The sequence below is a fragment of the Rhizobium glycinendophyticum genome, assembly GCF_006443685.1.
In the GTDB taxonomy this organism is placed as follows: Bacteria; Pseudomonadota; Alphaproteobacteria; order Rhizobiales; family Rhizobiaceae; genus Allorhizobium; species Allorhizobium glycinendophyticum.
The window spans coordinates 43,435-62,111 of the sequence record NZ_VFYP01000001.1; the positions used below are offsets into that span (position 1 = coordinate 43,435).

The following is an 18,677-nucleotide window of genomic DNA, read 5'->3' on the forward strand; positions in this document are numbered from 1 at the left end:
CTAATCATGTCCGATAAAAGCCCCATCCTCATCGATCTTCGCTTCGATCGCGACAGCGTTCTGCGTGCCTTGCCGGAGGCCTTTGCCGGTCGGCAGGTTATCGATCTTGGCGATCCCGCCAATCGCGAGCGGGATCTGTCCGAGGCTACTTATGCGGTGGTCTGGAAGCCGGACCCGGATCTCTTCCGCCGTGCCAACGGGTTGAAGGCCATCTTTTCCGGCGGCGCAGGCGTTGATCACATTCTTTCCAACTACCAGCTTCCCGACCTGCCCATAGTACGCTTCGTAGACCGCAGCCTGACGGATCGGATGAGCGAGTGGGTGGTGTGGCAGTGTCTGCATCATCTTCGTAACGGTTTCACCTATGCCGAACAGCAGCGCATGCGCGTCTGGAACGAGATCGCCGCTCAGCCGGAAGCACGCGATGTCACGGTTGGCATCATGGGTCTCGGCGTGCTCGGAGCCGATGCCGCCGCAAAGCTCAAGATCATGGGCTTCCGTGTTATCGGCTGGTCGCGCAGCAAGAAAGAGATAGACGGCGTCGAGACCTTCAACGCTGGCGGTCTGGATGAGTTTCTCGGCCGCACGGACATCCTCGTCGGCCTTCTGCCGCTCACCGATGATACGCGCGGGATCTATGACAGAGGGCTCTTTTCGAAACTGTCCCGAACCGGGGCACTGGGTGGCCCCATCTTCTTGAATGCCGGACGAGGCGGCAGTCAGAACGAGGGAGATCTCGTAGGCTGCCTGACTGACGGCACCCTGAAGGCCGCCTCTCTCGACGTGTTCGTGAATGAGCCGCTTGGTCCCGACAGCCCCTTGTGGGCCTTGCCCAACGTCGTGGTCACACCCCATGCAGCGGCCTCATCGGAGGTGCGCGCCCTGTTCCGGCATGTGGAACAGCAGATAGAGCGCCTCGAAAGCGGAGAACCCCTGCAATTCGTCGTCGACAGGACCTCTGGATACTGACAGGTCCAAGAGCTTCGGAACATTCGTAGCCTGCTCCCGTTTGCCTCAGGAGAACGCGTCAAAAGACGTCTTCGCCAAGACAGGGAGAGTGCCATGAGCAGTAGAACTGACCTTCCCAATGCCACGGACCGCAGAACCCGCGGTTTGCAGCCCGAACCGATGACTCCCACCGAAGCTCGCCAGGGCTTTCGCGGCAAGCCGGTCTTGATCGTGCTGCTTGCGGGGCTTGTCCTAGCCATGCTCGTTTGGATCCCGGCCGAGTGGTGGGGGAATTCGATCGCGCCGACCAATCCTGCGAATGAGCCGACGACAGAGACGGCCCCTGCGCCGGCACCGAATGCGACCGAATCCGGGACGCAGAACATGCCGCAATCAAACCCGACCCCGGGTCAGTGATCGACTTCAGTCACTGGACAAGGCAGTTTCGATTGCCGATAACATGCATCAGAAGCGGTCGCACCGTGGCGACCGCTGATCACCGGCTAATCAGCAGTGATCGATAAGGCAGCGGCAGATGACCAAGACTGATATCGCAACCAGGGTTTACAATCACGCCTGGAAGCTCGACCCGATCATCCGCAGCCTAATTGACACCGACTTTTACAAGCTTTTGATGCTCCAGATGATCTGGAAGCTCTATCCGGACGTGCACGCAACCTTTACGTTGATCAATCGCACGACCTCTGTCAGGCTCGCCGACGAGATCGATGAGCAGGAATTGCGAGATCAGCTCGATCACGTGCGTGCCCTTCGCCTGAGCAAGAAAGAGATGATTTGGCTGGCCGGTAACACCTTTTACGGCCGTGCCCAGATCTTCGAACCGGAGTTTCTCGCCTGGCTCGGCAACCTTCAGCTTCCGGACTACGAACTGACCAAGCGAGATGGCCAGTATGAGCTGACATTTCACGGTCCCTGGATGGAGACGACGCTGTGGGAAATTCCCGCACTCGCTATCATCAACGAACTGCGTTCCCGGGCGGCTATGCGCTCGCTGGGCTACTTCACCCTCGATGTCCTTTATGCCCGGGCCAAGGCCAAGATGTGGTCGAAGGTCGAGCGATTGAAGGAGTTGCCGGGGCTGCGCATATCGGATTTCGGCACCCGTCGGCGTCACAGCTTCCTGTGGCAGCGCTGGTGCGTTGAAGCGCTCAAGGAGGGGATCGGCCCCGCCTTTACAGGCACCAGCAATGTATTGCTGGCTATGGATTCCGACCTCGAGGCCGTCGGCACGAATGCTCATGAGCTGCCGATGGTCGTTGCCGCCCTGGCGCGCAATGACGAGGAACTTGCGGCAGCTCCTTACCGAGTCCTCAAGGACTGGAACCGTCTTTATGGCGGAAACCTGCTGATCGTACTGCCGGATGCGTTCGGCACATCCGCATTTCTCCGCGACGCACCTGAATGGGTGGCAGACTGGACCGGTTTCCGCCCCGACAGCGCCCCGCCGATCGAAGGCGGCGAGAAGATCATTGACTGGTGGAAGAAGATGGGGCGCGATCCACGAAAGAAGCTGCTCATTTTCTCCGACGGTCTCGATGTCGACGCGATCATCGATACCTATCGCCACTTTGCCGGTCGCGTCCGCATGAGCTTCGGCTGGGGCACCAATTTGACGAACGACTTCGCCGGTTGCGCACCCGTCGAGATCGCTGGACTAAAGCCAATTTCCATCGTCTGTAAAGTGTCCGAGGCGAATGGTCGTCCCGCGGTGAAACTGTCCGATAATCCGCGCAAGGCAACGGGTGAACCAGCTGAGGTCGAGCGCTACCTGCGGTTCTTCGGTTCGCAGGATCGCGTCGAGCAAGCTGTTCTCGTCTAGCCTTGATCTCCGTCTCGGAGACCGCTTGCGTGGAGAGCATGCGCCATGCTCTCTTGGGCAGAGGCGGGAGGGAGCCCGTGTGGCAAGGGAGGAAGTACCATGGACATGCAAGGCAGCGAGCGGATAGAGGCGCCTGTAGACGTCGTCTGGAAGGCACTCAATGACCCGGAAGTCCTGAGACAGGCGATTCCCGGGTGTGAAAGCCTCGAAAAGTCTTCAGAGACATCAATGGTGGCCAGGGTCGTTCTCAAGATCGGCCCGATCAAGGCAAAGTTCGAGGGAGCCGTGGAACTGCAGAACCTGAATCCGCCGCATTCCTATACCATCTCCGGAGAAGGGAAGGGCGGTTTGGCGGGCTTTGCTAAAGGCGGCGCAGATGTCTCTCTGGAGAGTGACGGCCCATCCGTAACGATCCTGACCTATGTCGTAAAGGCAGAGGTCGGCGGTAAGATTGCCCAGCTCGGAAGTCGCCTGATCGAATCGACCTCGAAGAAACTGGCGGCTGAGTTCTTCTCAAATTTCGGGGCCGCCGTCGGCACGGAAAACGCAACAGACTCTGCCTGACCCGGTCGACGGGGAACTCTCGACAGCCTTACGCAAGCCTGTCACCTCAATCTGGCTCCGGCCGAAATGATTCGGCGAGAAGGGGACATGACGATGAATGAGGGACCGGATCAATATTTCGACCAGCAGGACATGGCCGTGAAGCTGATGCTGATCGAGAACAAGTCCGACGAGCTGACCGACATTTTGGTGGAAGCGCTTCAGGATGCGCTCAAGCTGCTCGACGAGGAATTCTCGACCGTCCATTAATCCTGACGACCGGTTGATCAGAGCCGGTCAGACACCTGGATCCCAGCAGGGCCGAGAATGACGGCCACGAGCACGGGCAAGAAAAACAGGATCATCGGTACAGTCAGCTTCGGCGGCAGTGCTGCGGCCTTCTTCTCGGCCTCGTTCATGCGCTCGTCGCGGCCTTCCTGCGCCAGCACGCGCAACGCCTGGGCCACCGGCGTGCCGTAACGATCCGCCTGGATCAGTGCCTGGACAACGTTTTTAACGCTGTCGAGCTGGGTGCGTGTACCCAGATTTTCCAGTGCCTGGCGGCGATCGGGCAGGAATGACAATTCCGCCGTTGTGAGAACCATTTCCTCCGCCAGTTCCGGCGATTGCTCGCCGATTTCGTCGGAGACACGCCGCATGGCGGCTTCGAGAGATATCCCGGATTCCACGCAGATCAGCATCAGATCCAGGGCATCCGGCCATGCGCGGCGGATCGAGTGCTGGCGCTTGGAGATACGGTTGGAAACGTAGATGATCGGCAGATAGAAGCCGATGTAACCACCGACAATCGTTGCAAATATCCGGATCGGAAGAGCCTTTTCGGCCAAATTGCCCAGCACGAAAATCCAGAATGCCGTCAGCAGCAGTGTGCCGAAGGGCAGGAGAAAACGTGCGACGAGGAAGATGTTCAACGCGTTCTGCGAGCGCAGGCCAGCTGCCTTGAGCTTGTCCACCGTCTTGTCGTCGACCAGCGCCTTGCGAAGGTTAAAACGTTCGACGATCTGCCGAACAGACTGGTTGTTGTTGGAGCGCAGCGTGGCGCGGCTTTGGGCCGCCTCTGCATTCAGCTTGGCTCTTTCACGCGCCCGGATCAGGTCGCGCTCCGTCGAAACCGCCCGCATCCGCTTGTTCAGGTCGCCCTTTTCGAAATAAGGCATGACCAGCGTGTAGAAGGTGCCGAAAACGGCAAGCGAAACCAGAACCGCAAGAATGAGCGCGGGATTGGCGATTTGGGCAGCCCAGTCTTCCGTCATGCCGATCCCCTAGATGTCGAAGTTGATCATGTTGCGCATCACGATCAGGCCAATGCTCATCCACACTGCAGACGCGCCAAGGATCAGATGGCCGCGGGCATCGGTGAAGAGAATCATGATGTATTGCGGTGAGGTCATGTAAACGAGGAAGGCCACGATGAAGGGCAGGGCGCCAATGATCGCAGCGGATGCCTTGGCTTCCATGGAAAGCGCCTGGACCTTGGCCTTCATCTTTTTGCGGTCGCGCAGCACCCGTGACAGGTTTGACAGCGCTTCGGAAAGGTTGCCGCCCGCCTGACCTTGGATCGCGACGACGATCGCAAAAAAGCTCACTTCGGAGAGCGGCATGGTCAGATGCATGCGTGCAATCGAGTCAGGTACGCTCAGGCCCAGTTGTTGCGATTCGACGACGCGACGAAACTCGGTTTTCACCGGCTCCTGGCCATCAGATGCGATCATACGAATAGCATCATTGAGCGGCAGGCCCGACCGGATCGACCGAACCATGACGTCAAGGGAATTGGGAAACTCTTCCAGAAACTGCTTCTGACGCCGTCTGACCAGGAAATTGATCACCCAGCGCGGCAGGCCGAGTGCCGCCACGAAGGTAAGCCCCAGCATGACGAGCGGTGGCATGCCTGCCAATAATGTTGCCAACAGTACGAAAAGACCCAGGAATCCGCTGAAAACATAGAATTGCACCGGGGTGATCGAAAGACCCGCTTGCACGATCCTTGATTTGAGACTGGTCTCCTTGGCCTTCTTCGACTTTTCTTGCTGCTTCTTTTCCAGTTCCTTCAGCGAATCCTGCACCGATTTGCGGCGTTTGGAAATTTCCTGAACGCGATCCCGCGCGGCCTTGACCTGGCCCATGTCGGTTTCGGCTGATTTCACGCGGTTGATGCGGTTGGCCGTTTTCTTGTCGGTCTCCATCCGGTTATAGAGGAGGCCATAGGCGACCGCTGCCGTGGATACCGCGACCAGCAAGACGATGCCCAGTATGGTCGGGTCCATGTTTCTCAGAGCCCCTTCGATTTCTGTTCCATGGTGTCGAGTGCAGCCGCGAGGCGGCGGTCTTCGTTATAGTAGCGCGCGCGATCCCAGAAATGCGGTTTCCCGATACCGGTCGACACATGCCGGCCGATGATCTTGCCGGCCGCATCTTCGCCCTCAATCTCGTAGCGCATCAGGTCCTGAGTGATGATCACGTCGCCTTCCATCCCGATCACTTCGGTGATGTGGGTAATGCGACGCGAACCATCGCGCAGACGGGCAGCCTGGATGATGACGTCGATCGAGCCGGAGATGATTTCGCGCACAGTCTTGGCAGGAAGCGAAAAACCGCCCATGGCGATCATCGATTCCATACGGCTCAGGCACTCGCGCGGCGTATTGGCGTGAATCGTGCCCATCGAACCGTCGTGACCGGTGTTCATCGCCTGCAAGAGGTCGAAAACCTCCGGTCCGCGCACTTCACCGACGATGATACGTTCGGGGCGCATACGAAGGCAGTTCTTCACAAGATCGCGCATCGTGATCTCGCCTTCACCTTCGATGTTTGGCGGGCGCGTCTCAAGACGCACCACATGCGGCTGCTGCAGCTGCAGTTCGGCCGTGTCTTCGCATGTGATGATGCGCTCGTCCGAATCGATGAAGCCGGTGAGGCAGTTGAGAAGCGTCGTCTTACCCGAGCCGGTACCGCCGGAGATGACAACGTTACAGCGGACGCGACCGATGATCTGCAGGACCTCGGCACCTTCCGGGGTGATCGCCCCGAACTTGACGAGCTGCGCGAGGTTCAGCTTGTCCTTCTTGAATTTACGGATCGTGAGCGCCGGTCCGTCGATCGCAAGCGGTGGGGCAATAACGTTGACACGTGAGCCGTCGGGAAGACGCGCGTCGCAGATTGGGCTCGATTCGTCGACGCGACGGCCGACCTGGCTGACAATGCGCTGGCAGATCGAGAGAAGCTGAGAGTTATCGCGAAAGCGGATCTCCGACTCGATCGTCTTACCGCCCACTTCGATGAAGGTCTGGCCGGCGCCATTGACCATGATGTCGGCGATGTCGTCGCGGGCGAGCAGCGGTTCGAGCGGACCATAACCCAGAACATCGTTGCAGATGTCTTCAAGCAGTTCTTCCTGCTCAGAGATCGACATCGCAAAGTTCTTGATTGTGATGATGTCATTGACGATATCGCGGATTTCTTCGCGCGCGCTCTCGCCGTCCAGCTTGGCGAGCTGCGACAGGTCGATCGTGTCGATGAGCGCGGAGAAAACCTTGCTCTTCGTGTCGTAGTAGTCGTCGGTTCGCGGCGCCTTCTTGCGAGCTGCCCCCGGCATCGGCGGCGGCGTCACCTGCATGCGGTTGCTGACTTCCGGACTGCCCGGCTCGATGAGGCTCGTGGCTGAGCGCGCAGCAGGCACGGCGGCCGCAGGAGCAGGCACTGTTCCTGCGCCCGCACCTCCCTTGCCGAAACCATCGTTTCCGCGTTTGCCAAACATGAGTTCTACCTGTTCCTGTTCAAGGTCTACTTCTTCCGGAGCTTTTCAAGTAGCGAGCCGAGGCCGGCCTTTTTCGGTTTCTTGATCGCTGCGCGTCCGGTGACGAGATGGGCAAGCTGGCTGAACGTCTCTGCCGTGGGCGACTTGGCATCCATTTCCGGGATCATCCGGCCGCTATTGGCCGCTGTACCAAAGAGCTGCGCGTCGAACGGAATGATGGCCACTGGCTCAAGTTCGAGCGGCTCGAAGAAGTCCTGCGGAGCAATCTCCGGCCGCTTGGGCATTCCGACCTGATTGAGAACCAGATGCGGTGGCTTGTCGTTGGGCCGCAGCTTCTTCAGCGCGTCCAGCATGTTTTTCATGTTGCGCAGATTGGCGAGATCAGGAGCGCAAGTGATCACCACCTCGTCGACATCCGACAGCACAGCTCGCGTCCAGTCGGCCCAGGTGTGGGGGAGGTCGAGCACACTGACCGGCGCACTCCGTTGCAGAAGGTCGAGGATCGGCTGAAAGGCGCCGCGCTCATAATCGTAACCGCGATCGAGCAGTGAAGGAGCTGCCAGCAGCGAGAGGTTCTGGCCGCAATTCGTCAGCAGGCGATCCAGAAACACCTCATCCAGACGCTCGGGCGAAAACACCGCTTCCGCCATGCCTTGAGCCGGATCCTGGTCGAAGTCGATGTTGGCAGTGCCGAAGGGCAGATCCAGATCGGCCAGCACGGTTTCCGTCGAAAACAGGGTGGAGATACCAAATGCGCAGTTGTGTGCGATGGTCGAGGAGCCCACGCCGCCCTTGGCCCCGATGAACGCGATGCTGCGCCCCAGAGGCTCGGCCTCAGGATCAACGAAGATTGAAGCGATGGCACCCATGATCTCGGCCATCGAGAAAGGCGACACGATGTATTCGGAGATGCCGCTGCGGATAAGTTCACGGTAAAGCGAGATGTCGTTATGACGTCCAACGACGATAACGCGCGAAGACGGGTCGCAAACTTCGGCCAGAGGCGCGAGTTCGGCCAGCAGTTCGCGAGGCCCCGCCTCGGTTTCAAGGATGATCAGGTTCGGTGTCGGCGTCGAGGCGAACATAGTCGCGGCCGCCGCGATATTGCCGCGCGTTACCCGCAGGCTCACGCGCGCCATCCGGCGATCTCCGCCACATTGCTGCATGACGTGGTGAACGCCGTCGCTGATGCAGAAGGCGTGAACCGAGATGCGGGGCAGCGGGCGAAGAGCCTCGACATCGCCGGCGACAGATTTGTCGCTGGGGGCCTGGGCGCTCTGGGCTCCGTCCTCGAATTCGTAGTCGATCGCGTTCATACTGCTTTCCTGTCCGTGAGGGACGCGTTGTTCATCACTCGGTCGAAGTATCGGCGCCTTCGCGGTAAAGACCGATGACGGTCGACCGGCGAGTGGCATCGATCGGCGCCATGGCCCGCGGTGTCATCAGATCCATCGGATTGGCGATCTGGGCTGCGAGATTGCTCTGCGCGGCGCAGCCGAAGTTCTCGTAATTCTTGTTGGCGGAGGTGTCGTTGGTCAGATCCTCTGGCCACTCACCGCATGGATTGGTCATTGCCGTCATCGACACATAGCTGAGGCGCAGAGGGGCAGAGTCACCGCTCGCCTGGGCCTGGTAGGTCGTTTCGATGATCCTGTTGGCCTTGACGCCACGCGTCGTGAGCACATCGCGGATCTGTTTGCGCAGGACCGATGCCGCCCCTGAATTGGCCGAGCCCTGCGGCAGCATGATCTGGATCGTCCCAGAGGAGGAAGACAGGTATTCGTTCGCGAACCCGCCGATCGAATCGCGCAGGCCGTTGGTGAGTTTACGGTCACCGCTGGCGATCGGCACATCGAGCGTATGTTCGACTTCGCTCAGCATGATCGGATGGCGCGTGCGGTAGTCATCGGGAATGGCGGAAGTCGACATCCGGTCCTTGTTCATGTTGCCGCAGCCGGCAAGGACGGACGTCGTGCCGAGAATGACAGCCGCCAGAACGAGGCGATGAAGAGGGCTGGTGGTCGAGGGCATGGCTTTCTGGCTTTCCCTGGAATGGAGCGTTTTGGTCTTCATGTCTGTCTTCAAACCTCGCTCACTTGTAGATGAACCCGACGGCGCCATGGTATTGGCCAGCCGGAGCACTGGCCTCGCGGCGGCCATAGACCTTGTTGACCTTGTTCAGGAAAAAGGTCGCGCCATCTCCCTCGGGATTGAAATTGTCGTCGGGCCGCGACAAGGCGCTGCGGGCGACAGGGCGCACCAGATAGGGCGTTGCGATGATGACGAGTTCGGTTTCGTTGCGCTGGAAGTCCCTGCTGCGGAAGAGGGCGCCTAGAATTGGAACCTTGGAGATCCCGGGCAAACCGCTCATCGCCTGGCGAATATTGTCCTGCACGAGACCGGCGATGACGATCGAACCACCCGAAGGCAGTTCGACTGTTGTCGAAGCCTCGCGCTTGCGGATCGACATATAGGTTGAACCTGGAATACTGGGCGCCGTATTGCCGGTCACCGCACTGCCTTCCCAGGTCGGCTCGGAAACATTGGTCTCAATCTTCAGGCTGATGCGGCCAGGCGCCAGAACGACGGGTCGGAAGTTCAACTCGATCCCATAGTCGACCGAATTGGTCGTGCGGCTGAGCGTCGCCTGGCCGTCCTCGACATCGATTTCCTGCTCTGCCGCTAGACGATATTCGCCGCCGACATAGAATTTTGCCGGTTCGCCGGAAATTGCAGTGAGGCTCGGCTCTGCCAGCGTCCGCATGACGCCGGCTTGCTCCATCGCATTGACATAGGCGTTGATGCCGATATTGCCGATCGAACTGGAAATCGAGGCCGTCCCTGTCGGATCGATAGCATTGCCCAGGTTCGAAGGGTTCGCATAGCTGATGCCGCTGGTCCCGTCCGAAATGCTTCCTGAGAAACCGAGCTGCTTCAGGACCTGACGGCTTACCTCTGCCACGGTGACCTTCAGCGTTACCTGATCCTCGCCCTCGATTTGAAGCAGATTGACGATCTGGGACGTCTGGCGCTCTTCCGCGTAGATCGCGACATCGCCGCCATCTTCACTGCTGGATGCCGTTGTGTTGCGAGTGGTTGCTTCGCCGCCCTGCAGGAAGGCTTTGGCAAGGCTCTGAGCGCGCGCGGCATCCTGTGGTGTTCGCACAGTGCCGGTCAGCACGATGTTGTCGGAGACGATCTCCACCTTGATGTCCGACTCGGGTATAAAGCGCCGCAGATTGGCTTCCAGGCCGGCAATATCGCGTTCGATTTCGATGTCCAGGCTGACGATCTCCTGGCCATCATCTCCAAAGATGAAGATATTGGTCTGGCCGACCGTTTTGCCGAACAGGTAGATGCGCCGTGACGACCGGGTAACGGCGTCCGCCATGCTCGGATCCGCAACCAGGATATCGTGGGCGTCTGCAGGCAGGTCGACAACGAGCGCCTTGTTCAGCCCGAGCTTTACGGTACGACGCTTGCCCGGACCGGAATCGGTAATCCGGAGAACGCTCTCTTGAGCGGCCTCGGCCAATGGGGCATCCAAGAGGTGGAAGTTTAGGGGCGCCGGAACGCCCGAGACGGCCATTGCCAAGGCCAATCCGCCGGTCAGGGATACACGAAGTTTATTCGTCAGGTTTCTCACAGTGGGTCCCCACTCACTTCATGGAATTGGCGGCGGTTGAGTCGGATGATTTCACGAGTTCGCCGGATTTGATGACCTGGATCGTCGGCTGGCCATCGCCGCCGCTCAGAAGGTAGTCGGCCGCACTCGTGTCCTCTTCCTGGGCATCAGCGACTGAGCGCAGCGCCAGCGACAGACGATCTGCCATCTGCTGTGCAACCGCGATCACCTTGGTCTGGTCCGGCGTCAACTCAAGCGTAGCCGTGGTGCCAATGACAGACTTTGACCCATCAGGCGCCTCTTCGATTTGCTGGTCGACCGCGAGCACGCGAACATTGGACAACACGGTTTCCGTCAGAAAATTGTTTTCGTCGCCCTTGCGCACCATGATGACGTCGACGCGGTCGTTGGGCAGAATGAAGCCGCCGGCACCGGTTGCGACCGAGATTTCCGTAGAGACAGCGCGTTTTCCGGAGGGCAGCAGGGCGGACAGGATACGGGAGGACGAATCGGCGATCTTCTCGCGGCGCAGCGGCTCGCCTTCGAAAAGCGGCAGGCGCACGACGGCACCCTTCAGCTCGGTCATGGCATCGGCGCGGGTCGATGAGGTAATGAAGCCGTCAACGACGCTATCGGCCGGCCAGGGCATCCAGCGCATGGCGCTGTCATCCAGGCGTGCGCCCACGGGCAGGTTTTTGGCGGAAACGAGGACGTCGACCGTCTGCTGCTTTTCCACGGTCGGGTCTTGCTGCACGACCACGGTCTGGTTGCCAGTCAGGCGCATGGCCAGAAGGCCGGCCATACCGGCTGCCACGACGGCGACTGCAAGTATGATAAGGCGGGCGGGTTTCATGATCGATCCTTGGACGAGGCAGCAGTGCTATCGCCAAGATTGATCAGGAATTGGTGTACTTATGGTTAATAAGCCGCTTACTTTTGTAGTTAACGTAAGGTTTCTTTCGGCGTCAGCGCATACTCGCCATGGCGGAAATCATCAATGGCGACTGGGGATACGCCATGAGGCCGGCAGCGCCGATCGCGATGGCATAAGGGATCTTGTTCGCCACCATCAGGGTCTTGGGAAATTTCACGCCGATAGTGGCGAACACCTCCCAGTTTGCCCGAATTGCAATCACCATGACGGTGAGAATCCCGCCGAGAAAGCCGGTATAGGCGAGAAAATCGAACAGCGAGTGATTGAAGCCGAACCAGACGGCCGCAGCAGACAGCAATTTCGCGTCACCGCCGCCCATTACATTGAACGCGAAGAGACCAAAGCAGACTGCAAAGACCGCAGCGGCAGCCGCCATATGCCAGCCGAACTCGACGATGCCGAGCCCACTGAATGGGGCAATGGCCAGAAATGTGCAGAACAGGATTACCGGGATCCGGTTCGGGATCGTCATTTCAAGAAAATCGGTCAGCGCCGCCAGGACGAGGCAGATCGGCGGAATGATGAAGATGATGGACACATACATGGCTTTATCCTTGATCCGCCACGATCCTAAGGCCGAGAGGTGAATATTTGGCAAAGCCGCCGCCAACTCGGACGTCTAAAAACGGCAAAGCCGCCTCGCAGCGCGAGACGGCTTTGCATATGCATCCAACCAGCGATCAGCCCGAATAGTTGAGCTTGCCTGCCAGGGTGTTGAACTGCGTGTTCAGGGCGCTGCCGAGGGTCGTCGCACCTGTGATGAGAGCCACGGAGATCAAGGCGGCGATCAGGCCATACTCGATGGCGGTAGCCCCGGATTCGTCTCTCACGAAACGAGCAATAATGGATTTCATATCTGTCTCCAAAATTTACGCGATTGATCCGGTCGAGACACCTGGCTAAGCCGACGTGACCGACGAGAACCTCCAGGCTCCCCGGAGATCAACCAGCGTAGTTGAGCTTGCCTGCGAGATTGTTGAACTGGGTGTTGAGCTTGCTGCCGAGCGTGGTTGCGCCGGTGATGAGGGCAACGGAAATCAGGGCGGCGATCAGGCCGTACTCGATTGCGGTTGCACCGGATTCATCCTTGATGAAGCGTGCGAAAAGATTGGTCATGGTAGTCTCCTACTCCGCGAGGTTGATCAGCACTGCCGGCAACTGTTTCCGTTGCTCGGATGACCTCAACCTAAATCCACCCTGTTGCCATCGGCTTAAGAAAGACGGTTACCACGCCGTGAACAGCGCTTTGCGAGAAGCTTGGTAAATGAACCATCGGCCCGATGGTTCAAATGCAGCCTAGTTCGGTCAGACCGCCTTCGATGAAGCCTAAAAAGCTGCAAATTGTCATTTCCAGAGGCGCTCGACGCCCCCGGAAAGCAAGCGCTTGGCAGATTGGGTCTCGGTCCCACTCCAGGAGGAAAGCCTTAGGATGTGTGCCGAATTGAAGCAGAGCCGACGCAGGGCGGTGCGCAGGCTCAAAAGAGCGTCATGCCTCCCGCCCTGGAAGTGCTTGGTGCTTGCGATTAATCCTTCGTTCACCAAGGCATTCCATACTCGAAAGAAGTCCCTCACGCGCGGAATGTAAGGCATGTCCAAGTTCGATCGTCGTTTCACGGCCTTGGCCGCAGTCGTGGCCCTGCTGACAGCTATGGTCGTGTCCGCTCCGGCTGCCGCCGCGGATGATGTTCTGCGCGTCTATATGAATAGCGCGCGCATCCTGAAGCTTGATCGGCCGGTCAGCAAAGTGATCGTCGGAAATTCTGAAGTTGCCGACGCGACCGTTGCGGATTCAAAGACGATCGTTCTCACGGGCCGCGCTTACGGCACGACGAACCTCGTCTTGCTTGATGCAGACGGAAACGCAATCGTCGACGAGCGCATTCTCGTATCGATTGACGAGTCCAATACAGTCCGGGTCTATAAAGCCACGGATAGAACAGTGCTGTCCTGCACACCTAACTGCGAAGAACACGCCAAGACCGGCACGTCTCAATAAAAATCCCTCATCCGACTTTCCGGGGCTGGCGCAAGTCTAAAGAGTTCGGAAACGGAAAATCAATACTTGGCGCTTAGCCTCTGCTCCAACATCCGGAGCGGGCGGGGCTATGAACAGCCGAAGAAACCATCAGCATGATGCGAAATCACCCAAGATGCGGACAGGTCGCATCTGGAAGCGGTTGGCGCGTTCGCGTGAGGGATCTGCTGCGATCGAATTCGCGATCCTCTCGATCCCCTACTTCATGATCATCTTTGCTATTCTTGAAACATTCATCGCGTTTGCCGCCGAGCAACTCGTGACCAACGCGGTAAACACGCTGGGGCGCCAAATCCGGACAGGGCAGATCACCTATGGTCTCAACCGCTCGACGGACAAGACAAAGGAGCAATTCCGGCAGCTCTTCTGCGACGAGGTCAAGATCCTCATCACCTGTTCGGCAACGGAAGTTACAACTGCGGCCAAGCTCTACATTGACGCCCGCACGTTCTCGACCTTCGCCGCGATCCCGACGACAATTCCGCGGATGACGACGGCGACCTATTCCGACATCAACCCTGCGACGTTCGCTTTTACGCCCGGTGGCCCGGAAACGATCAACATGTTGCGCGCCTACTACCGTTGGCAGGTGATTACGGATCTCGTGCGTCCTTACATCACCACCATCCGGCCTGCCGACGGGTCCATGCCGAGCGACTTCCTGATTGTGGCGACGACCGCATTCAAGAACGAGAAATATCCATGATCCAGGTTCCTCTCGAACGTCTGCGGCACAAAGCGTCCAGAGTACCCGATCGATACACCGGTGTCTTCCTCCGTCTGCGAGACATTCTGCTCGACAAGCAGGGCGTCGGTGGCGTCGAATTCGCCCTCGTCGCGCCAATGCTTCTCGTCCTTTATCTGATGTCCTTTGAGCTCACCATGGGCTTCAGTGTGGCGAAGAAGACGTCGATGGCGAGCAGCGCCGTCGCCGATATCGTTGCTCGTGAGGAAAAGGTCACCAAGTCCTTTCTGGTCACCATGCCGGACGTCGCCAAGGCGATCTTCGTGCCCTATCCGACCAACAATCTTCTGATCAAGGTGACCGCCATCAAGATCGACAGCACCAAGGCTCCCAAGGTTGCCTGGTCCTGGTCCTCTACGGGTGTTGTACCCTATGCCGTCGGCACCACGCCACCGGTTCCGGCTGATTTGCTGGTGGCCGATACCTTCCTTATTCGCAGTGAGCTCAGTGTGTCCCACGAACTGATGACCTACCTGCCGGGTCTTGTGAGCGGGGGCAAGAAAAGCCTGACCCTCTACCGCGAGTTCTACTACCGCCAGCGTCTGGGGACGGAAATCACCTGCAGCGACTGCTGATCGGCCACATTTGCCAAGCCAGGGCCCACCGGCTAATGATGCGGATCGAAGCCGGCCATCAAGATCCAGAGCCGGCCCTTGGATAAGGCATGGCACGCGCATTTCTTTTCGTCCTCGATTCCTTCGGTATTGGCGGTGCGTCTGATGCACCCGCCTATGGTGATGACGGCTCCGATACGCTTGGCCATATCGCCGAATTTTGTGCGGCGGGGGCAGGGGACCGCAAAGGATTGCGGCAGGGCCCCCTGGTGCTTCCCAACCTGTCGGCCCTCGGTCTTTTGAGCGCCGCCAAATTGGCGACAGGGCGCATCCCGGCCGGCATGCCGGTGCCGGAGCGTGTTTTTGGCTTGCATGGTGCCGCAAGCGAGGTCTCGCACGGCAAGGACACGCCCTCCGGACACTGGGAAATTGCCGGTACGCCTGTGATGTTTGACTGGGGCTACTTCCCGGAGGGCGACGAAGCCTTTCCGCCCGATCTCGTCGAAGCCATCTGCCACGAGGCAAACCTGCCAGGCATCCTCGGCAACTGCCATGCATCGGGTACGGAGGTCATTGCCCGTTTCGGCGAGGAGCATATCCGCACCGGCAAACCCATCTGCTACACATCGTCGGACTCCGTCTTCCAGATCGCGGCCCACGAAACGCACTTTGGCCTGGAGCGTCTGCTGTCGCTGTGCCAGATCGTCCGCAAGCTGCTGGATCCCTTGAATATTGGCCGGGTCATCGCACGGCCCTTCATCGGCGAGACCGTGCACAGCTTTGAGCGCACCGGCAACCGGCGCGACTATTCCGTTCTACCACCGGAGCCAACGCTGCTCGATCGTCTGGTTGACCGGGGGAGGAAGGTGCATGCGGTCGGCAAGATCGCGGACATTTTTGCGCACCAGGGCATCACCCGCATGATCAAGGCAAATGGCAATGCCGCCCTTATGGACGCGACCCTAAAGGCCATCGATGAGGCGGAAGACGGCGACCTTGTCTTCACCAATTTCGTCGATTTCGACATGCTGTATGGCCATCGTCGTGACGTTCCCGGCTACGCCGCAGCACTGGAAGCTTTCGATCGCCGCCTTCCTGAGGTGCACCGCAAGCTGAAGCCGGGCGACATTGTGCTGATGACAGCCGACCACGGTTGCGATCCGACCTGGCGCGGCACGGACCATACGCGCGAGCGCGTGCCGATCATGTGTTTCGGGCCGAGCATCCGCTCGCGCAACATCGGCCTGCGGAACACCTATGCCGATATCGGCGAAACCATTGCTGCGCATCTGGGCATCGCGCCCGGCCGCCACGGACGGAGCTTCCTGTGACGACACAGCTGAAAAAGGCCGAATTGCACTGTCACCTCGAGGGTGCGGCACCTCCGGCACTCACCCTTAATCAGGCTCGCAAATACGGCGTCGACCCAGCCAGTTTCATGGACGGAGACCGCTACGCCTGGACCGACTTTGCCGAGTTCATCAAGGCCTATGACAAGGTCGCCAGTCTCTTCCGCACAGAAGACGATTATGCCCTCCTCACAGAGACCTATCTGCGGGAATTGGCATCGGTCGGCACCATTTACAGTGAGCTTATCGTTTCGCCAGATCACGGTGATCGCATCGGTCTTGGTGCCGACAACTATTTGGCCGGCATCACGGCCGGTATCGAGAGAGCGAAGGCGATAACCGGCATCGAGGTGCGGATCCTTGTGACAGGCGAGCGCCATTTTGGACCCGAGAGCGTAATCGCCGCTGCCGACTATGCTGCGCGCACCACAAACCCGTTGATCACCGGCTTCAACATGGCCGGCGAAGAGCGCATGGGCCGCGTGGCGGACTATGCCAAGGCCTTCGATATCGCCCGTGAAGCGGGTCTTGGCCTTACCATCCATGCAGGGGAGGTCTGCGGCGCCTTCAGTGTTGCCGATGCGCTAGATCTCGTGAGGCCGGCCCGCATCGGCCACGGCGTGCGCGCCATCGAAGACGCCGATCTCGTTCGCCGCCTCGCTGATCTCGGGACGGTTCTGGAGGTCTGCCCTGGATCCAACATTGCGCTGTCGGTCTATCCCGATTTCCAGAGCCACCCCCTGCGTAAGCTCCGGGATGCCGGAGTCCGCGTCTGCATCAATTCCGACGATCCGCCCTTCTTCCACACTTCGCTGGCCCGGGAATACGAGTTGGCGGGAACGGAGTTTGGATTCTCGAACGCGGAAATCGACGCCATGACCCGTACGGCGATTGAGGCAGCCTTCGTGGACGAGAAGACGCGACAAGCGCTCCTGGCGAAGCTTGGAACGTGAGCGCTGTTGAAGACCGGGCAAAATCCACGCCTGCTCTTGCGGCTCTCCCACAGAACGTGAAAATAGAGTCATTCGAAGACAAAGAAGAAAAGAAGGTTCGATCCATGGACGGCGTAACAGTCATCAACCACCCTCTCGTGCAGCACAAGCTGACGATCATGCGCCGCAAGGAAACCTCGACCTCCAGTTTTCGCCGACTGCTGCGCGAAATTTCGACCCTTCTCTGCTACGAGGTGACGCGCGATCTCGAGCTGACTATGGAGACGATCGAGACGCCGCTGACCGAGATGCAATCCCCGATCCTCGAGGGCAAGAAGCTGGTCTTCGCCTCGATCCTGCGCGCCGGTAACGGCCTGTTGGAAGGCATGCTCGAACTGGTTCCGGCAGCCCGTGTCGCCCATGTCGGCGTCTACCGCGATCACGAAACGCTGCAGGCCGTGGAATACTATTTCAAGGCACCCGAAGCTCTGTCGGAGCGCCTGATCATCGTTGTCGACCCGATGCTTGCCACCGGGAATTCCTCGATTGCCGCCATCGACAAGCTCAAGGAACGCGGCGCAAAGAACATCCGCTTCCTCTGCCTGCTGGCAGCACCTGAAGGCATCAAGAACTTCCACGCTGTCCATCCCGACGTGCCGATCTTCACCGCCTCGATCGACAGTCACCTCAACGAGAAGGGCTACATCATGCCCGGCCTCGGCGATGCAGGCGACCGGATGTACGGAACGAAGTGATTTCTTAACCAGATCGCAAGCTTTGACGGCTCGAAACCCCGGTTTCGGGCCGTTTTCGCACGTCCGCTATCCGATTGGCAAAGCGCAACTGCTAAGCTTTACGCAATCCAATCGAGGAGCGCCGATGTTCGCCCGCACGCTGTTCACCGTCTTGATGCTCGCTTTGTCGGCCAGCCAGTGGCCGACGATTGCGCAAAAGGTCGAAGCCCTGCTGCATAAGGAGGAGCCCTCGGACGAAACGGCAGCCAAACCCGTATCCACGGGCTCGGGCCAGACCGTGCTGACAATGGCGCCGGGCGGGCACTATGCCGGAACTTTCAAGATGAACGGCAAACCGATCCAGGCCATGATCGATACAGGAGCCTCACTGGTTGCGATCAATGTCTCGACTGCAAGGCGGCTTGGTATCAGCCCCGCTGCGCTCGACTTCCGCTACGACGTAAACACGGCCAATGGCTCGATCAAGGCGGCGCATGTCGTCCTCGACCGTATTGAGGTTGGCAGCATTCGGGTGCGCGATGTAGACGCCTTCGTGCTGAAGGACGAGGCGCTGTCCTCGACGCTGATCGGCATGAGCTTCCTGCAAAAGCTCAAGTCCTATTCCGCCGACCAGCGCGTCATGCGGCTTGTGCAATAGGC

At 59.2% G+C, this 18,677-nt stretch carries 22 protein-coding genes; 12 read left to right on the top strand and 10 right to left on the bottom strand.

Annotated features, from left to right (window positions below; genetic code table 11):
• Positions 1-6: 6 nt before the first annotated feature.
• The 5 genes from FJQ55_RS00180 (at position 7) to FJQ55_RS23295 (ending at position 3,601) form a co-directional block, all read left to right on the top strand.
• Complete coding sequence (locus FJQ55_RS00180) at positions 7-969, top strand: 2-hydroxyacid dehydrogenase (RefSeq protein WP_140825742.1); 963 nt, start codon at positions 7-9, stop codon at positions 967-969.
• Positions 970-1,062: 93 nt separating this feature from the next.
• Positions 1,063-1,365, top strand: coding sequence for a hypothetical protein (locus FJQ55_RS00185; protein ID WP_140825743.1), 303 nt, complete (start codon positions 1,063-1,065; stop codon positions 1,363-1,365).
• A gap of 118 nt (positions 1,366-1,483) precedes the next feature.
• A complete protein-coding gene (pncB, locus tag FJQ55_RS00190) occupies positions 1,484-2,788 on the top strand; it encodes a nicotinate phosphoribosyltransferase (protein ID WP_140825744.1) in 1,305 nt (434 codons plus the stop codon).
• Between the two features lie 99 nt (positions 2,789-2,887).
• Complete coding sequence (locus FJQ55_RS00195; RefSeq protein WP_140825745.1) at positions 2,888-3,352, top strand: SRPBCC family protein; 465 nt, start codon at positions 2,888-2,890, stop codon at positions 3,350-3,352.
• An 87-nt stretch (positions 3,353-3,439) separates the two neighbouring features.
• Positions 3,440-3,601, top strand: a complete 162-nt coding sequence (locus tag FJQ55_RS23295) for a hypothetical protein (protein WP_156378587.1) — start codon at positions 3,440-3,442, stop codon at positions 3,599-3,601.
• A gap of 17 nt (positions 3,602-3,618) precedes the next feature.
• Here FJQ55_RS23295 and FJQ55_RS00200 read toward each other — a convergent pair whose 3' ends face one another.
• From FJQ55_RS00200 to FJQ55_RS00245, 10 genes are all read right to left on the bottom strand, one after another.
• Positions 3,619-4,605, bottom strand: a complete 987-nt coding sequence (locus tag FJQ55_RS00200) for a type II secretion system F family protein (RefSeq protein WP_062277657.1) — start codon at positions 4,603-4,605, stop codon at positions 3,619-3,621.
• Between the two features lie 9 nt (positions 4,606-4,614).
• A complete protein-coding gene (locus FJQ55_RS00205; protein WP_140825746.1) occupies positions 4,615-5,628 on the bottom strand; it encodes a type II secretion system F family protein in 1,014 nt (337 codons plus the stop codon).
• A complete protein-coding gene (locus FJQ55_RS00210; RefSeq protein WP_140825747.1) occupies positions 5,625-7,109 on the bottom strand; it encodes a TadA family conjugal transfer-associated ATPase in 1,485 nt (494 codons plus the stop codon). Before FJQ55_RS00210 ends, FJQ55_RS00205 begins: the two co-directional genes overlap by 4 nt.
• A 26-nt stretch (positions 7,110-7,135) precedes the next feature.
• On the bottom strand, positions 7,136-8,425 hold the full coding sequence (locus FJQ55_RS00215; RefSeq protein WP_140825748.1) for a CpaE/TadZ family protein: 1,290 nt from the start codon (positions 8,423-8,425) through the stop codon (positions 7,136-7,138).
• A gap of 34 nt (positions 8,426-8,459) precedes the next feature.
• Entirely contained in the window at positions 8,460-9,182 is a 723-nt protein-coding gene (locus FJQ55_RS00220) for a CpaD family pilus assembly protein (protein ID WP_140825749.1), read from the bottom strand.
• 19 nt (positions 9,183-9,201) lie between these two features.
• Positions 9,202-10,755 (bottom strand): type II and III secretion system protein family protein, encoded by a 1,554-nt coding sequence (locus FJQ55_RS00225; RefSeq protein WP_140825750.1) that lies wholly within the window; start codon positions 10,753-10,755, stop codon positions 9,202-9,204.
• Positions 10,756-10,768: 13 nt separating this feature from the next.
• Positions 10,769-11,587, bottom strand: a complete 819-nt coding sequence (gene cpaB / locus FJQ55_RS00230) for a Flp pilus assembly protein CpaB (RefSeq protein ID WP_062277638.1) — start codon at positions 11,585-11,587, stop codon at positions 10,769-10,771.
• Between the two features lie 112 nt (positions 11,588-11,699).
• Entirely contained in the window at positions 11,700-12,212 is a 513-nt protein-coding gene (locus tag FJQ55_RS00235) for an A24 family peptidase (protein WP_140828999.1), read from the bottom strand.
• Between the two features lie 136 nt (positions 12,213-12,348).
• On the bottom strand, positions 12,349-12,522 hold the full coding sequence (locus tag FJQ55_RS00240; protein WP_140825751.1) for a Flp family type IVb pilin: 174 nt from the start codon (positions 12,520-12,522) through the stop codon (positions 12,349-12,351).
• A gap of 88 nt (positions 12,523-12,610) precedes the next feature.
• Entirely contained in the window at positions 12,611-12,784 is a 174-nt protein-coding gene (locus FJQ55_RS00245; protein ID WP_140825752.1) for a Flp family type IVb pilin, read from the bottom strand.
• Positions 12,785-13,316: 532 nt separating this feature from the next.
• On the opposite strand from FJQ55_RS00245, the gene FJQ55_RS00250 reads away from it, so the two are divergent.
• The 7 genes from FJQ55_RS00250 to FJQ55_RS00280 all read left to right on the top strand — a co-directional run bounded on the left by FJQ55_RS00250 (position 13,317) and on the right by FJQ55_RS00280 (position 18,675).
• Complete coding sequence (locus FJQ55_RS00250) at positions 13,317-13,664, top strand: pilus assembly protein N-terminal domain-containing protein (protein WP_246085106.1); 348 nt, start codon at positions 13,317-13,319, stop codon at positions 13,662-13,664.
• Between the two features lie 154 nt (positions 13,665-13,818).
• Complete coding sequence (locus tag FJQ55_RS00255; RefSeq protein ID WP_246085107.1) at positions 13,819-14,409, top strand: TadE/TadG family type IV pilus assembly protein; 591 nt, start codon at positions 13,819-13,821, stop codon at positions 14,407-14,409.
• The gene (locus FJQ55_RS00260; protein ID WP_140825755.1) at positions 14,406-15,023 is read left to right on the top strand and encodes a TadE/TadG family type IV pilus assembly protein; all 618 of its coding nucleotides are present in this window, start codon (positions 14,406-14,408) and stop codon (positions 15,021-15,023) included. The genes FJQ55_RS00255 and FJQ55_RS00260 overlap by 4 nt, the downstream gene beginning before the upstream one ends.
• 89 nt (positions 15,024-15,112) lie before the next feature.
• Entirely contained in the window at positions 15,113-16,333 is a 1,221-nt protein-coding gene (locus tag FJQ55_RS00265; RefSeq protein ID WP_140825756.1) for a phosphopentomutase, read from the top strand.
• Entirely contained in the window at positions 16,330-17,304 is a 975-nt protein-coding gene (locus FJQ55_RS00270) for an adenosine deaminase (RefSeq protein WP_140825757.1), read from the top strand. The genes FJQ55_RS00265 and FJQ55_RS00270 overlap by 4 nt, the downstream gene beginning before the upstream one ends.
• A 104-nt stretch (positions 17,305-17,408) precedes the next feature.
• Positions 17,409-18,038: a uracil phosphoribosyltransferase gene (upp, locus tag FJQ55_RS00275; protein ID WP_062277615.1), complete on the top strand. Its 630-nt coding sequence runs from the start codon at positions 17,409-17,411 to the stop codon at positions 18,036-18,038.
• A gap of 124 nt (positions 18,039-18,162) precedes the next feature.
• On the top strand, positions 18,163-18,675 hold the full coding sequence (locus tag FJQ55_RS00280; RefSeq protein WP_140825758.1) for a TIGR02281 family clan AA aspartic protease: 513 nt from the start codon (positions 18,163-18,165) through the stop codon (positions 18,673-18,675).
• The last annotated feature ends 2 nt before the right edge of the window (positions 18,676-18,677 follow it).

What these genes read in the sequence shown, in the direction of transcription:
- FJQ55_RS00180 (WP_140825742.1), top strand. Translation starts at nt 7, where the DNA reads ATGTCCGATAAAAGCCCCATCCTCATCGATCTTCGCTTCGATCGCGAC.
- FJQ55_RS00185 (WP_140825743.1), top strand. Translation starts at nt 1,063, where the DNA reads ATGAGCAGTAGAACTGACCTTCCCAATGCCACGGACCGCAGAACCCGC.
- pncB (WP_140825744.1), top strand. Translation starts at nt 1,484, where the DNA reads ATGACCAAGACTGATATCGCAACCAGGGTTTACAATCACGCCTGGAAG.
- FJQ55_RS00195 (WP_140825745.1), top strand. Translation starts at nt 2,888, where the DNA reads ATGGACATGCAAGGCAGCGAGCGGATAGAGGCGCCTGTAGACGTCGTC.
- FJQ55_RS23295 (WP_156378587.1), top strand. Translation starts at nt 3,440, where the DNA reads ATGACGATGAATGAGGGACCGGATCAATATTTCGACCAGCAGGACATG.
- FJQ55_RS00200 (WP_062277657.1), bottom strand. Translation starts at nt 4,605, where the DNA reads ATGACGGAAGACTGGGCTGCCCAAATCGCCAATCCCGCGCTCATTCTT.
- FJQ55_RS00210 (WP_140825747.1), bottom strand. Translation starts at nt 7,109, where the DNA reads ATGTTTGGCAAACGCGGAAACGATGGTTTCGGCAAGGGAGGTGCGGGC.
- FJQ55_RS00215 (WP_140825748.1), bottom strand. Translation starts at nt 8,425, where the DNA reads ATGAACGCGATCGACTACGAATTCGAGGACGGAGCCCAGAGCGCCCAG.
- FJQ55_RS00220 (WP_140825749.1), bottom strand. Translation starts at nt 9,182, where the DNA reads ATGAAGACCAAAACGCTCCATTCCAGGGAAAGCCAGAAAGCCATGCCC.
- cpaB (WP_062277638.1), bottom strand. Translation starts at nt 11,587, where the DNA reads ATGAAACCCGCCCGCCTTATCATACTTGCAGTCGCCGTCGTGGCAGCC.
- FJQ55_RS00235 (WP_140828999.1), bottom strand. Translation starts at nt 12,212, where the DNA reads ATGTATGTGTCCATCATCTTCATCATTCCGCCGATCTGCCTCGTCCTG.
- FJQ55_RS00240 (WP_140825751.1), bottom strand. Translation starts at nt 12,522, where the DNA reads ATGAAATCCATTATTGCTCGTTTCGTGAGAGACGAATCCGGGGCTACC.
- FJQ55_RS00245 (WP_140825752.1), bottom strand. Translation starts at nt 12,784, where the DNA reads ATGACCAATCTTTTCGCACGCTTCATCAAGGATGAATCCGGTGCAACC.
- FJQ55_RS00250 (WP_246085106.1), top strand. Translation starts at nt 13,317, where the DNA reads ATGGTCGTGTCCGCTCCGGCTGCCGCCGCGGATGATGTTCTGCGCGTC.
- FJQ55_RS00255 (WP_246085107.1), top strand. Translation starts at nt 13,819, where the DNA reads ATGCGGACAGGTCGCATCTGGAAGCGGTTGGCGCGTTCGCGTGAGGGA.
- FJQ55_RS00260 (WP_140825755.1), top strand. Translation starts at nt 14,406, where the DNA reads ATGATCCAGGTTCCTCTCGAACGTCTGCGGCACAAAGCGTCCAGAGTA.
- FJQ55_RS00265 (WP_140825756.1), top strand. Translation starts at nt 15,113, where the DNA reads ATGGCACGCGCATTTCTTTTCGTCCTCGATTCCTTCGGTATTGGCGGT.
- upp (WP_062277615.1), top strand. Translation starts at nt 17,409, where the DNA reads ATGGACGGCGTAACAGTCATCAACCACCCTCTCGTGCAGCACAAGCTG.
- FJQ55_RS00280 (WP_140825758.1), top strand. Translation starts at nt 18,163, where the DNA reads ATGTTCGCCCGCACGCTGTTCACCGTCTTGATGCTCGCTTTGTCGGCC.